Annotated in this window: 12 protein-coding genes; 2 read left to right on the plus strand and 10 right to left on the minus strand. The window is 63.4% G+C overall.

Features of this window, described 5'->3' with window-relative positions:
• Window positions 1-6: 6 nt before the first annotated feature.
• Genes ON41_RS05225 through ON41_RS05240 form a run of 4 tightly spaced genes read right to left on the minus strand, consistent with a single transcriptional unit; the run spans window position 7 to window position 5,519 of the window.
• Entirely contained in the window at window positions 7-1,203 is a 1,197-nt protein-coding gene (locus ON41_RS05225; protein WP_051160990.1) for an aminotransferase class I/II-fold pyridoxal phosphate-dependent enzyme, read from the minus strand.
• Window positions 1,203-1,931, minus strand: a complete 729-nt coding sequence (locus ON41_RS05230; RefSeq protein ID WP_051160991.1) for a serine O-acetyltransferase — start codon at window positions 1,929-1,931, stop codon at window positions 1,203-1,205. Before ON41_RS05230 ends, ON41_RS05225 begins: the two co-directional genes overlap by 1 nt.
• Window positions 1,924-2,865 (minus strand): PLP-dependent cysteine synthase family protein, encoded by a 942-nt coding sequence (locus tag ON41_RS38795; protein ID WP_051160992.1) that lies wholly within the window; start codon window positions 2,863-2,865, stop codon window positions 1,924-1,926. The genes ON41_RS05230 and ON41_RS38795 overlap by 8 nt, the downstream gene beginning before the upstream one ends.
• On the minus strand, window positions 2,862-5,519 hold the full coding sequence (locus ON41_RS05240; protein ID WP_169336470.1) for a tetratricopeptide repeat protein: 2,658 nt from the start codon (window positions 5,517-5,519) through the stop codon (window positions 2,862-2,864). Before ON41_RS05240 ends, ON41_RS38795 begins: the two co-directional genes overlap by 4 nt.
• Before the next feature lie 305 nt (window positions 5,520-5,824).
• On the opposite strand from ON41_RS05240, the gene ON41_RS05245 reads away from it, so the two are divergent.
• Window positions 5,825-7,003: an amidohydrolase gene (locus tag ON41_RS05245; protein ID WP_051160994.1), complete on the plus strand. Its 1,179-nt coding sequence runs from the start codon at window positions 5,825-5,827 to the stop codon at window positions 7,001-7,003.
• A 71-nt stretch (window positions 7,004-7,074) separates the two neighbouring features.
• On the opposite strand, the gene ON41_RS05250 is transcribed toward ON41_RS05245, so the two are convergent.
• The 5 genes from ON41_RS05250 to ON41_RS05270 all read right to left on the minus strand — a co-directional run bounded on the left by ON41_RS05250 (window position 7,075) and on the right by ON41_RS05270 (window position 10,558).
• Window positions 7,075-7,395 (minus strand): hypothetical protein, encoded by a 321-nt coding sequence (locus ON41_RS05250; protein ID WP_040745625.1) that lies wholly within the window; start codon window positions 7,393-7,395, stop codon window positions 7,075-7,077.
• On the minus strand, window positions 7,395-8,642 hold the full coding sequence (locus ON41_RS05255) for a polymorphic toxin type 37 domain-containing protein (RefSeq protein WP_040745626.1): 1,248 nt from the start codon (window positions 8,640-8,642) through the stop codon (window positions 7,395-7,397). Before ON41_RS05255 ends, ON41_RS05250 begins: the two co-directional genes overlap by 1 nt.
• Before the next feature lies 1 nt (window position 8,643).
• Complete coding sequence (locus tag ON41_RS05260) at window positions 8,644-8,943, minus strand: WXG100 family type VII secretion target (protein WP_040745628.1); 300 nt, start codon at window positions 8,941-8,943, stop codon at window positions 8,644-8,646.
• A complete protein-coding gene (locus ON41_RS05265; protein WP_040745629.1) occupies window positions 8,933-9,262 on the minus strand; it encodes a WXG100 family type VII secretion target in 330 nt (109 codons plus the stop codon). The genes ON41_RS05260 and ON41_RS05265 overlap by 11 nt, the downstream gene beginning before the upstream one ends.
• 78 nt (window positions 9,263-9,340) lie before the next feature.
• The gene (locus tag ON41_RS05270) at window positions 9,341-10,558 is read right to left on the minus strand and encodes an NsdA family TPR-like regulatory protein (RefSeq protein ID WP_246829452.1); all 1,218 of its coding nucleotides are present in this window, start codon (window positions 10,556-10,558) and stop codon (window positions 9,341-9,343) included.
• A gap of 466 nt (window positions 10,559-11,024) precedes the next feature.
• Between ON41_RS05270 and ON41_RS41370 the strand changes: the two genes are divergently transcribed.
• A complete protein-coding gene (locus ON41_RS41370) occupies window positions 11,025-11,273 on the plus strand; it encodes a hypothetical protein (RefSeq protein ID WP_157185366.1) in 249 nt (82 codons plus the stop codon).
• Between the two features lie 523 nt (window positions 11,274-11,796).
• Here ON41_RS41370 and ON41_RS41380 read toward each other — a convergent pair.
• On the minus strand, window positions 11,797-13,152 hold the full coding sequence (locus ON41_RS41380) for a hypothetical protein (protein WP_157185367.1): 1,356 nt from the start codon (window positions 13,150-13,152) through the stop codon (window positions 11,797-11,799).
• Window positions 13,153-13,317 lie beyond the last annotated feature (165 nt).

Genomic DNA, 13,317 nt, shown 5'->3' on the forward strand with positions numbered 1-13,317 from the left:
TCCGAATCACTCCTTCGGGGTGTTGGTAGATCTCAGTGGTGCACAGTCTGGTGCGTTGATCAGTTCGCGCAACTCGGCGAGCGCGAGCAGAACTCGCTCTGGTGTGGTTGCGAAGTTGAGGCGGATATGCCCGGAGAACACCTCGCCGAACAAGCTACCAGGCTGGAAGGCCGGTCGAAGGCGCTCTGTCGGAGAATTGTCCGGACGGGTTGATATGTCTTCGATGCCGAGCCATGCGAAGTAGGTAGCGTCCGGTTCGATCGCCGTTATCGCGCCTTTCGGACATTTGGCCAGCTCTGTGAAGATCAAATCTCGATTTTCGCGGAGTCGAGAACGGAAATCCTCGAGCCAGTCGTCGCATTCCGACCACGCTGTGATGGTGGCCTCGATGCCGAGAACGCCCGCGCCGCCTCGCAGGTGCCACGGCAAGCTCCGGAACCGTGTGTGCAGCTCGCTGCTACCGAAATATCCTGTAGCGCAGCGAAGTCCGGCTATGTTGAAGCTCTTCGCGGCAGAGGTGAAGAGAATGGTCCGGGCGTGTGCCGCGTCGATCGAGGCGATCGATTCGTGAGGCTTGTCGAAGCCGAGGTCCTGGTGAATTTCGTCGGCGAATATGACCGCACCGTCTCGTTCTGCGATTTCGGCCAAGAATTTCAGTTCCCCATGCTCAAATATTCGACCGGTCGGGTTATGGGGCTGACAGAGGATGATCATCTTGATCGAATCGGAAAGACTGTTCGTGCCGGCGAATCTCTCCTCGTCGGCGCTGCCGAATGCGTCGATGACGATCAGTCTTCTACCGAGTTTCCGTACAGCCTCGCGAATCGGCGGATAGGTAGGTGTATGGGTCAGTACGTGATCGCCCGGAGCGCTGAACGCCAGCAGTGCGCAGCAGAGCGCCTGCATAATCTGTGCGCAGATCTCCACCCGGGCGGGGTCGACAGGAACGCGATATCGGGAGAATGTTCGGGCGGAGAACAGCTCGGCGAGCCGCGCGGGCCCTCCTCTCGGCGAATCGAAATCCGGATAGCCCAGGTCCGATCGGTTCGACAATGAGACGATAGTATCTCGAACAGGTTCGGCGACAGCGAAATCCGCCTCGGCTATATCGAAGGGGACGGTATCGGGCGCCGTCCGGCACCACTTGAGGCTGCGCCGGCGTCGTAATTCGGATTCATCGAGCGGAACCAGTGTGGCCGTCATCACGACACCCGATCCACGGAGACGAGTGCCTTGCCCGGCTCGAGAACTTGTTGGACGGTCCGCAGCCGTACCCGGGACCCTGCGGGAATATCGGTCGTGATGCGAGCTCCTGCGTCGATGCGACAGTCGTCGCCGACAGTGACGGCGCCGAAGACGTACACCCCACCGGCGATGACAACCCGATCCCCGATGCTCGGATGCCTTCGTTCCCTGGTGTTCGGCACGATCCCGATTGCTCTGCCCCCCAGCACTACATTCTGCAAGAAGTAGCAGTCGTCGCCTATGCGGGCGTCCTCACCTATGACGGTGCCCCAGCCGTGATCGATGACCATCCGCCGGCCTATGACGGCCGACGGATGAATCTCGACACCGGTACGGACCTTGGCATTTTCGGAAAGGAGGCGTGCCGCAGTGTCGAGAAGGCGTTCTTCGTGGCCCGATCGGTTCGACCGGCCGTGCAGCAGATGAACGGCGTGGGCGACCCGATACGTGAGGAGCGCCCTGAAACTGAGGCTGCTGCGATAGCAATACCACTGATCGTCGTGGGCGGCCGGGTCTCTCGCGGCCATTGCGGCGAGATCCTCGATGATTGCCCCGGCTTCTCGTTGCGCCCGCGAGAGTGCAATGGGTACGGCGACATTCGCTCGCTCGACCAGACCGGACACGCTCAGTACGAGATCGTTTATGTCGGAACGGATCGAGCTGCCGATCGCGCCGGAGTCAGACATAGTCTTCACCCCGATCGAACAAGACGGTTACGAACACGCCGGGGTTGTGCGCAGAGCCATAGCGGGCCCGATAACGCAGCGCCGCAGCGTAGTTCGCCAGGCTGCTCGGTCCCACGTCGAAGCGGAGGCTCGACATCAGCTCGGTCCGAGCGAGTTCGGCATCACGTTCGGAAACGCGGATTATGTCGTCGAACTCGCCGGGTGGATAGAACGGTGCCGGTTCCCCGACGGCGATTCCCTGGAACGGATGCGGTCCGTAGGTCCCGGCAGATAATTCGCACCCCGGAGGTTGTACGCCCACCGTCACCACTTCGACGAACCCGTTCCGCAGGGCCCTGCTGACACCGCGCATCGTCGCGCCGGTCCCCGTCCCACAGATCAACGTGATGCGCTGGTCCGGCGTGACACCCGCCGCGCGAAGTTGGGACGCGATCTCGGGTCCGGTATCCAGTTCATGGGTCTGGGGGTTCGCGGGGTTGGCGAACTGATTCAGATAATGGTAGTGGTCTCCATCGGTCGCGAGAAGTGCCGCGATCGCCGCACCGTTATCCGCGCACGTCGGAAACTCCTCCTCGCGCTCCAGGACAACCGCGCCGAGCTTGCGGGCCAATTCTCGTTTGGCACGGGAATATCCACGGTCGACGATCAGGGTCAGTCGGTAGCCGCGGGCCCGTGCTTCGATCGCCAATCCGATTCCCAGGTTGCCGCCGGTACGTTCCAGCAGGCTGACATCGTTCGTTGGATCGATCCATCCGTGATGTTCCGCGTCGTCGATGAGATGAGCCGCAACCCGTGCCTTGTGGCTGCGGCCGGGATGCAGGAACTCACACTTGAGGAATATCCCGCCCGGCTGTCGAACGAGCGGTGTCACGGGATATAGGCCTAGTGCGGCACCGGGAACGGCGCCGCTCACCACGGCACTGCGATCGGTCATGCTTGCGCCTCCAGCGTTTCGACGATCTTCCGCGCTCGAACAGTGGTGGGATGCTCCTGCCCGAGCAGCCGCTCGAAACCTTCGAGAACAGCCCGGCTCTCGGCCGCGGCGTCCTCGGCTCGGCCAACCATGTGCAGCGCGACCGCCGCATTGGAACGCGCGGTCAGCGTCGCCGGATGCTCCGCACCTCGCAGGCGCGTGAATCCCGCGACCACGACCTGATGTTCGGCGAGCGCCTCATCGTGGCGGTCGAGCGCGCTGCGAATGACGCCCAGATTGCCGCGTGTCGTCAGGGTGGAGGGATGGTCGGCGCCGAAGGTGTTGGTGAAGCCGGTGAGTACCTGCTCCTGCTCCGACTCGGCCTCCTCGTAACGGCTCAGGGAGAACAGCATGGAGGCGAGGTAGTTGCGGCTGGTCAGCGTGGACGGATGATCCGGGCCGAAGGTGCGCTCGAAACCGGTCAGCACCTGCCGGTGCTCCTGTTCGGCCTCGCGAATCCGGCCGAGCGCCTGGAGGACCACCGCGTGATTCGACAGGCACGTGAGGGTGGACGGATGATCGCTGCCCAGCACCCTGCCGAACGTCTCGACCGTGGCGCGATGTGCCGCCTCGGCCTGCAGCACCTTCCCGATGGCATGAAGGACCACGGCCAGGTTCGACAGTGCGGTCACCGTGGTGGGATGATCCGCACCCAGCACATCCCGGTAGCCGTCGAACACGGATTGGTGCAGCTCGAGTGCCTCACCGAGCCGTTCCGGTGCATGGAGAACGAGCGTCGGGCTGCCATTGCTGGTCAGTGCGTCGGGATGATCCGGGCCGAACACCCGCGTGCTGGTATCCAGCACCGCCCGATGCTCTGTCTCGGCGTCCTCGAGCCGCCCGAGGGACGCGAGCACCGCTGCGACATTGGTTGTTTCGTCGGCACGGTCCGCAGCGGCGGCACGCAGCACCCGGTCGTATGCGCGCAGTACCGAGCAATGCTCGGCCTCGGCTTCGGTGTAGCGACCGAGATCGTGGAGCACCAGTGCCAAGTTGTTGCGGTTGGTCAGTGTCGCTGGATGGTCGGCTCCGAGCATGCGCGCCCGCACCTCGTGCACGGTGCGGTGCTCCGCCTCGGCTTCTTCGAGCCGGCCGAGGTCGTGGAGCAGCAGCGCCAGGTTGTTGCGGCTGGCGAGCGTGGCCGAACTGTCCGGGCCGAGAGTGCGCAGCCGTGCGGCGAGTACGGCTCGGTGTTCGGTCTCCGCTTCGGCGAACCTGCCGACGGCACGCAACATCGCCGCATGATGGCCCCAAGCGGCCAGCGCCGGCTCACTATCGGCCCCGAACTCGGCGGCGGACGCCTGCCGGGCCGCGTAGAAGGCTTCCAAAGCGATTCCATACCGCGCCTGAAGCCGCGCGGTGGCGCCGACTCGCATGATTTCGGCGCTGTCGGCATCCACGAGGCACGCCGTCAATACGGCATCGGAGACGGGTTTGTCGGCTGTGCGAGCCATTTCGTCGACCACGTAGTCGAAGACGTTGACCGTCGCGTCCTCGGACGAATTGGTCGACCGCAGCAGCGCGGTTGTCGCATGTGTCGTCGTTGTCCATTTCCACGCGTTCTCGAGGGATTCGCCAGCGACTCGGATACCGCCGCGGGTCGGCATCAACGTCTGCGAAAGCTCCTCCAGCAAGGATCTCGGGAGCGGCTGGACCAGACCGGCTCGCCGGCATTCGATCGCCGCGGTGACGAGCGCGGCACCGCGGATGTGTTCTCCGCCCTCCCGCGCGCTCTGCCACTTCTCCATGAGTTCCGGACCGGCGGCGAGGTATTCGGCGATCCCGAACGAATCGGCGTGCTGCACCGCGTCGGCGAGACGCACGTCCGTCTGGGCACGCGCGCGTGCCCGGCTCCGTTCGGCATCGGAGAAGATACGCGCGAGCGGAACGCGGGTGGCGGACGCGATCGTGGCCAGCACATCGCGGCCGGCCGCGCGGGCACCCGGATCGGTGTCCTCGTAATTCGCCAGCTCCACCGACCGAATGGTCGCGACGATGAATCGGCCTTTGCGGGCATCGTTGAGGAGTCGGCCGATCATGCTGTAGGTGAGCCCGCCGTCGCCCAGAAACTTCTCCAGATCGTCGAGGAAGAGCACGGATCGGCTCCGGTCGGCCATCCGAGACACGGTGTGCTCCAGGACCTTACGGTCTTGTACAGCGAATAGAAGGTGATCCGGAAGCGCTGCGGCCACCGCCTCGAACGCGGTGCGCGTCTTGCCCGCAGTCGAGTCCCCGACGATCAGGATGAACGCGGGGCGCGTCAACAACTCGCGCAAGTGCGTGTCGATATCACGGGGGACATAGGGTGGCTGATTATCAGGACGGCCTTCGGACGTGACCATGCGCCGCGCGCGGTGCACACCGAGTAGTGTCGGATCGGTTACGTGCCGAACCAGCGGGATTCCCTTTCCGGTCCTTAGGCAGCCGTTGCGGATGGCCAGATCCTCGGTGCGGTCCCGTTTTAACATCTCGACGAGATCGTCACGCCAATATCCGGCAAATATCGCACAGATCGCCGCTGCGGCAGCCGATCCGGCGAGCACAATGGGCGCCTGAACCTTTGCGGTCGTCAGAACAGCCGGCACCGCAACGACGAGCGCTGCCGAGGTCGCCAAAGCCAGAGGCCGAAGGTGGAGTCTGCTCATGGCCCCCGCTTACATAGCCGACTAATTCGTCCCCCGACTGGGCTGATCCAGCCCGACACTGTAAGCGTACGAGAAGTACCGAGCCCATCGCGAACGAAATCCAGCCCCCTCGACGAAGATGCGGCAGGAACATCCACGGTGACCATCAAATTCACTGCGGCATAACATTTTCCACGTTGACATCGGCAGTGGAGCAGCCCACAATCTGGGCGGGTGACCGACGGCGGTCGAGCAGGGGTGAACGGCGGCGATCGCACAGAGGGGGTACCCGCAGCGTGACTCGGAACGACAAACGCGAATCACAGGGCTTCGTCGATGAATGGGTGACGGCCCACGTCGGCGATCTGATCCAGTGGCGGCGGAGTATTCACGCCCGGCCGGAGCTGTCTCATCAGGAATTCGCCACCACGGAATTCGTCGCGTCGACACTCGCCGACGCGGGGCTGCAGCCCAAGGTAATGACCACCGGGGCGGGTTTGGTGTGTGATTTCGGGCCGGACAACGGAATTCGCATCGCCCTGAGGGCGGACCTCGACGCACTGCCGATCCAGGAGTTCACCGGTGCCGAGTACAGCTCGAAGGTGGACGGTGTAGCACACGCGTGTGGGCACGATGCGCACACCGTAATGCTGCTCGGTGCCGCACTGGCACTGCATGGGGCTCCGTCTTTACCCGCCGGAGTTCGCCTGATCTTTCAACCCGCCGAGGAAACGGTGCATGGAGCGCTCGACGTCATCGCCACCGGGGCGATGAGTGGCGTGACCCGCTTGTTCGCATTGCACTGCGATCCGCGTTTGCCGGTCGGCCGAGTCGGTTTGTGTGCGGGCCCGCTCACATCGGCCGCCGACTACATCGACTTGCGGGTCGACGCGCCCGATGAGACCATCGGCCACCCGTACCAGCCTGCCGACCCGATATATTCGCTGGGGACGGCGATCGTCGGCTTACCGGGCATGCTCAGCAGGCGAGTGGATCCGCGCAGTGGCACAACGATGGCGTGGGGGGCGATCGAAGCCGGCAATGCGCGTGGATCGGCTTCCGGCGGGGGAAAGGTCACAGGCACTCTCCGGACCGGCGATCACGCCACGTGGCTGTTGCTGGAACCCTTGGTGCGCGAAATCATTCAATCCCTGCTCGCGCCTACCGGCGTGCGGTACCAGTTGGACTATCGCCGTGCCGTGCCGCCGGTGGTCAACGACGCGGAATCGGTGCGGATCTTCGCCGAGGCGTTGCGGGTGCTCGGGCCGGATATGCAGGTCGATACGGAGCAATCCGGCGGCGGCGAGGACTTCGCCTGGTACCTCGAGGAGGTGCCCGGTGCGATGGGACGCCTCGGCGTCTGGTCGGGATCCGGCCCCCAATTCGACTTGCACCAGCCAACTTTCGACATCGACGAACGCGCCTTGGCCGTTGGCACCCGGGTCCTGGCCAACCTCGTCCTCGCCTCGGCTTGATCAGCTTATAGTTCGTTGGCCGGCGAATCACCCTGCTGCGGCCAAATCCATCTCATGAGTGCCGTTCGTTGTCACCCACTCGGGGGAGAGGCGCCGAAAATGTCTTCGTACCAGTATTTTTGAGGGTCGCGGAACCAGGGTCCGATTCGACTGTTGTCGAGCTGGCGAAGTTGGGCCATGTTGATGCGGTACCGGTAGCAGAGGGCCAGAAGTTCTCTGAGGGAGTCCTCGTCCACCGGCGTCTCGACGACTATTTCCAAGATGTTGACCCGGCCCCCGTAGGAGCGAACCGCGGGGATCTTGTCCAGCCACTCGAAGAACGCGGCTTCGTCACCGTGCGAGTAGTACCAGACGTCGGTCGCCTCCAGTGCCACCGTCGACTTGTCGCCCATCAGCCTCCTCCTTTTGGCCTGACATTCCGATAGCCACCCTTCGGATTCTGCACATCCCAATGGGGGCCACCGTGTGCCCCACCGCCCTGACCTGTCGGTACCCACACATTGCCATCGGCATCCTCCCAGCCGAAGCCACGACCGTTGGGATTCGGTACCCACCTGTCGCCGCCTTTTGGCGGTACAAATCCTTCCGCATCGCCCGGTCGCCCCGGAGCCTTGGGCCCATTGGGGTCGTAGGCATTGGCCGGTGGCTTGTAGTTCGAGTTGAATGTCGTGTCGCCGGCGATGGACAGGATGGTTAGGCCGCTGATGGTGGCGAGTGCACCAACAGCTAATGCTCCGGCACTGAACTTTATCCCGGCCAACGCTGTGACGAACCTCCCGATAGCGCCGACGATGGCGGACGCGGCGGTATCCAGGGTGGTTCCCTCGACCGCTGCTGCCTTCGGATTGCGGATCGCTACAGCGGTTACTGCGATGACCACCGAAGCAACGACGAGGGTCGCCGCCACCTGGGTGTTGATGTCGGCGCGAACCCCGACCACAGCGGCGTGGTGGCTGGTAGTCGATTTCGCCAGGTCGTCGGCGGCCAGCTTGATGTCGTCCGCGTTCTTCCCGAGCGTTCTGAGGTGTTCGGTCAGGTTCGGGATATCGGGAGCGTTGAACTTGGCGAGCCCGTCGGCGACGATTCGCAGCCGGGGCCCGGCGGCGTAGACCGTGTTGTTGTCGGCGAAGGTTTTCCACGCTTGGGCCGCGCGGTCTAGTTTGTCGGTGTCACCGTCGGGAACTTTGTCACCCGCGAGTTTGGCGACGACCTTGTCGTACAGCTCCGGAAACTCGGTCTCGAGCCCGGGACCGTTGTTGTGCGACGACGCGACACCGACGACAATGCCTGCACCGTAGGGTAATTCGGACGGGATAGTGCGCGGGCAGGCCGGACCTGTGCCCTTGTTGGGATCGCGGTTCGCCGCGTAGTTGGAACATTCCCAGTTGTAGCCCGACGCGATCAGAATGTCGCCGAAATGCTGCAACGCCCTGGCGAAGTTGGTCGCCGCGGTGGTGAAGGCGCCGGCGCGCTCATCGTACGCATCGGACCAAGCCTTCACAGCCTGGCAACTACCGGCCATCCCGCCGGTTTCGAACAGCGCCGACTGCAATGGGTTGTACGCGGATTGGTACTCCCTCGACAGCTTGTAGCATTCCTCCGCGGCTGTGTAATAAGACTGCGGCGCAACAACAGCCACGTTATCCCCCCGTCATACGCAGGTTCACGTCCGTCGCCTCCGAATACGACTCGTGCGCCGTCCTGCCGGCCTCTTCCATCCGAGCCAGCCCTTCAAGCACCTCACGCGCCGCAGCCACCCAGACCCGATGCTCCTCGGCATAGGCCGCCGCCGCAGCACCCGTCCACTGCCCACTCTGCATGAGGCCCTGAACGGTGCTTTCCAACTGATCGAGATGCTCGGCGAAGAACTCCTTGAAGCCGCGAGCACGGGCAGTCACCTGGTCGATATGCTCTAGGTCGAACTCGAACTCAGACGTCATGCCGCCAGTCCATCTGCAACGAACTGATCGGCGCCGCATTGGATTTGTCCTGATCCTGCAACGTCGCCACACTCACACCGAGCTTCGAGGCCAGATCGGCAAGCGCATCCCAAGCCTTCATAGCCCCGTCCTGCATCTCATCCCACCCCTCGCGATAAGCATCCGCGGCGCTCCCCTTCCAGGTATCGAACAACGCCTGAACCTCCCGGTCCAACGCCATAGACCCCGACTTGAGCTGCTGCGCAACATCAAGCGCATTCTTACCGACCGCCGTCACCGCATCGGGAACAACGTTCACCGATCGATCGTCCGTCGCCATGCTGTTTCCTCCCCTGCCCCCGTCCGCGCTGAGACCACCGCTGCGATCCAACCGGAGCTTGCCGCCCCCTGCGAGAGTCTACCGAGCGACCCCGTATTTCCTCCGCGTGTCGATGACGGCATGGGCCAGGGCTGCGGCTGTACTCGCGGGGTCGGGTTCATTCGATGGCGACGGACGAACCACGGCCGCGTCCGGCACTCCCCGCTCCTCAATTCCCTCGACCACTTCCGCAACGCGCCAGTAGCGCGAGGGCACCAGGTTTCCAGAGGCGGCGACAGCCAACGCCACGTCCGCTGCCTCGTCCGGCTTACCTGTCGCTACCAGCTCCCGCCCAAGGTCCAGACTCGCCATCGCAATCCGGCGCGGCCGGACGGCCGTGCCCCGGTTGAGGTCCGCCAGCACGTGCCGCGCGTAGGACTCGGCCGCAGGATCCCCAAGCCAGGACAATGTGGTAGCCACGTAGGCATCCGACTTCGCCGGGTCGTACCGGAAATGGTGTTCGGGCCGCTCAGGTGTATCCAGACCGAACACCAGCCGAGCAACCCGCCGCAACGCCCCGTACGTACCCGCACGATCCCCGAGCCGAGCCAGCGCTCGTCCCTCTTGCGCCGTAGCCTGGATAAACGCCGAACTACTCTCGGGTGCAAGGGATTGCGCAGCACGGGACAACTCGGCCGCGGTCGCATACTCACCGCTCGTCAGCCGTTCCCACGCCCGAGTCTCCAGACACCACGCCGCGATCTCCCGATGCTCCGCATCATCCGCGAGCTTCCACGCCAGGTGTCCCCGCGCAGCAGCATCGGAGATCTGACCCAGATCGATATGGCAGGTGGAGGTCAGCAGAGAGAGCCACCCAACCGCGACCAAGAGTCGACGATGCTGGGCCAGAGTCATCCGCCCATCCATGAGACGACCGGCATAGCCAAGGTGGCGCCGGACGCTCATCAGGAGTTCAGCCGGCGGGGTCGTCGGGTACGCCGCCGCCAGGTCGTCCACGGCCGCCTCCAGCCGCTCCAGCGTGTCCCCGCCAAGGTCTGATGCGGCCACCCGACAGAGCCATTCCGCCGCGGCGTGCTCTCCATCTGAAGGCTCCACGAACAGCGCCGACCCAACCCCCAGCGCCTCGGCGTACGCACGAACATGCTCCACCTTGACCGCCCGCTGCCCAGTCTCCAGCATCCCGAGCAACGGTTTGCTGTAGTGCGTACGCGCCGCCATCGCGGCCAGGCCCAATCCCGCCGCTTCCCGCGCGGCACGCAGCCGCTCACCTGTGACGATCTCCCCGCCGGAACCCACGCATTCCACGATATCCGCCTGCGCCCCGAGTTGTAGACGCTTGTGGACTCCAAGGTCATTCCACCCTGAATCCCACACGCATAGCGTCGAATTCAGCCCCACCGCCGGGTGCCGAACCCTCGGTGGTGGGCGCCAACCATCAGCCACCGGAAGGGGACCAGTGCCAGACCCAGCGGGAGCACCAGGGCGATACCTCCACCACAAAGACGGCTCATGGTCAATCCTCGGCCCGGACGGCTGGCCCGCCACACCGGACGAATACACAGAACTGCTCGCCGATGCAGCAGCCACCATCCCACCCACGTCGGCACCCGTGGTGGACGCAGAGCCCCTGAGCGTGCGCGACACCGAACTGCGAAGGGAGCTGAAGCAGTGAGCGACGGATGGCTGGTCGTAATCGGCCCCTCCACTGGCAGTACTGGTAGCCGTGATCCTATGGCCACAGCGCATCCCGAAGGATCACACAGTGGAGGCGATTCGCCACCGAATCGAGGAGAGCGCTGACCGCGCCGACTCCCGTAGCGATGCAGTTCAGCTCACGTTTCGGCAGGTCGAAAACTTCCTTGGTCAGTTCCCGAACTGGGCTGAAAGCTCCGACGAGTATCGACGTCTGCGCCAGACTTTGTACCGTCCTCTGATCGAAATGCCAGTGGACAAGCGAGCACAGGCAGTGGAACTGACTATGGAAGCTCTAGAAGAGGCAACGGGAGCATGATGCGCATGGCGAAGCACTACCCTGATCAGCAACTGAAGCGGCGCGTCATGCACTGGTCGCTGAATCTGCGTGTAACCCGGAGCGGGTCGTAATCGTCGACATGCCACGTAAGTGGGGTGCTGCTCAAGCGACGGCGTCGCGAACTTTGCCGAGGAACTGTCCGGAGCTGATGATGCTTTCTAGGACTACGTCGTCGTTCACGAATTGCTGCGCCTCCGGTATCCAACCCACGGAAAGCGGTTCGAGCCATGATGTCTGCGATGGTGCCAGAGTGGCGAGAGCTGGAACGGCAAAGTCGCTACACGACTGGGAGAGCAGGCCCCAGGTGATGCGCACTCTGGATGATGGTCAACGCCCCGGAGGGTGATGGCGGTCGATCCGCGGCGGCTTGCAGATCGATGTCGGCTGCAAGTGATCACCAGCCTGGCCTTGACTCGACTTTGGGCCATCACCGACGTCATCGTGCAAGACGTTCGTCCGTGGACGGCCCGTGCCGGAAGAGCCAGGCTGGACTTTTGAGCGGTCAGAACAGTGTTGGCTGGGCATTATTTGTCTGACCCGTCCGCTTACTTGCCGGGACTCGCTTCCGTTGCCGTTGCATCCTTTCCCGAGGAGTCTCGGGGCTGAGATCGATCGCGGCTATCAGATCATGACCGGATCTTGGGGCCTCCGTCACGATCTGGACCAGCTTCTCGGCGGTGATGCCCGTACTACCTATCCAACCCTCCTTGGCGAGGTCGATAAAGAGAGTATTCGTCAGATAGCGCTCTACACGATCGTAGCCGAGGTACCGGCCTCCCCTCGGCCCGTTCACGCGTTCATCGAGCAGTGCCAGACGTACATAGGACAGCGGCAGATACAGTCCCGGAAGAAGTTCCGCATTGTTCGGGTCAATCTCACCCGATGCAGTCTTTGTGCGGCACAGCTTCAGGTAGCAGAAGTCTTTGCCGAGCCGCCACTCGGCATGGGACTGTGGTTCACTGCCGAATTCGGACAGCTGCTCCATTCGATCGAGCTGACTCTCCAAATGAGAATTGACCCGTACCTCCTTTTGGTCTTCCATCTTCTTGTACTGCACGAGAACCCCGCTTTTCGCCTCCACGTGGTAGTAGATGAGGTCGGCGCCCAACACTCGCTCGGGCTCTTCGAGATCCGCATTCACGACATGCATGTGGCGTTTCCCATCGCTAAATATCCGCACGTGCGTGTCCTGCCTACGTTGAGGCGTCCAGCCGGGCAGCACCTCGAGATCGTGGGCGATGAGATCCTTTTCGGACGTTTTCTTGATGCCGGCCAGCACCGAGGCCGTTGGATCGTCTGGTACCTGCCAGCTCCGCAGTTGCCTGGTGTCGAAGTCTCCCAGGCGGAGCGCAATACGGATCGCGTCGAGTCCGAGCTCCCAGCGATCGGCACCAGCAGATCTAACCGGTTCTCGCCGTAGCCTACGCAGACGAAGGAGGGTGCTTTCGAACTCCGGCAGTAACCTCGCGATCGCGTCCACGATCGCATCGTCAGCTGCTTGTGTAAGGACCCCGTCGCGCTCGCCGATCGCTGCCGCGACCGTGTCGCTGTGCGGTTTGCGCAGTGCACGCTGCAGAGTCGATGTTGAAATCGGTTTTGGCAGCTCACATACATTCGTGATCATCAGGCTCTGCTCACGATCCGTCACTCGATGTCCGCGCTTGAATACCACGCCGACATGGGTGAGCATCATCGGATGCGTTCGCCCGGACACCTTGCTGAACAGAAAGGCTAGGTGAGGAAATGCCGCAGGCGGGCGATCCAGATCGTCCGGAAAAGCTGCGGTGTAGGAGTCTCGATCCGACCGATCCGAGGTGACGAGGAAGGGCAGCCTGTTACGAGCGAGCAGGTAACCCATGCCATGGACCTAGCGCTGGAATCCCGATTTCGTATGCCTCCGAGAACAATTCCCCTCCCTCTGTGGCTTGCCGTTCGATCATGCCACAGTTCGTCGAGGCTTCTGCAAGCCCGGCGCGGCTCCCGCGATGGCAACAGCTCCACCCCCGCACCACCTGCTGCGGCA

The organism is Nocardia transvalensis NBRC 15921 (assembly GCF_000308875.1).
Classification (GTDB): domain Bacteria; phylum Actinomycetota; class Actinomycetes; order Mycobacteriales; family Mycobacteriaceae; genus Nocardia; species Nocardia transvalensis.

Excerpts from the sequence above, each read along its gene's own strand:
- ON41_RS38795 (WP_051160992.1), bottom strand. The coding sequence starts at position 2,865 with ATGACCGATCGCAGTGCCGTGGTGAGCGGCGCCGTTCCCGGTGCCGCA.
- ON41_RS05250 (WP_040745625.1), bottom strand. The coding sequence starts at position 7,395 with ATGGGCGACAAGTCGACGGTGGCACTGGAGGCGACCGACGTCTGGTAC.
- ON41_RS05260 (WP_040745628.1), bottom strand. The coding sequence starts at position 8,943 with ATGACGTCTGAGTTCGAGTTCGACCTAGAGCATATCGACCAGGTGACT.
- ON41_RS05265 (WP_040745629.1), bottom strand. The coding sequence starts at position 9,262 with ATGGCGACGGACGATCGATCGGTGAACGTTGTTCCCGATGCGGTGACG.
- ON41_RS41380 (WP_157185367.1), bottom strand. The coding sequence starts at position 13,152 with ATGGGTTACCTGCTCGCTCGTAACAGGCTGCCCTTCCTCGTCACCTCG.
- ON41_RS05225 (WP_051160990.1), bottom strand. The coding sequence starts at position 1,203 with ATGACGGCCACACTGGTTCCGCTCGATGAATCCGAATTACGACGCCGG.
- ON41_RS05230 (WP_051160991.1), bottom strand. The coding sequence starts at position 1,931 with ATGTCTGACTCCGGCGCGATCGGCAGCTCGATCCGTTCCGACATAAAC.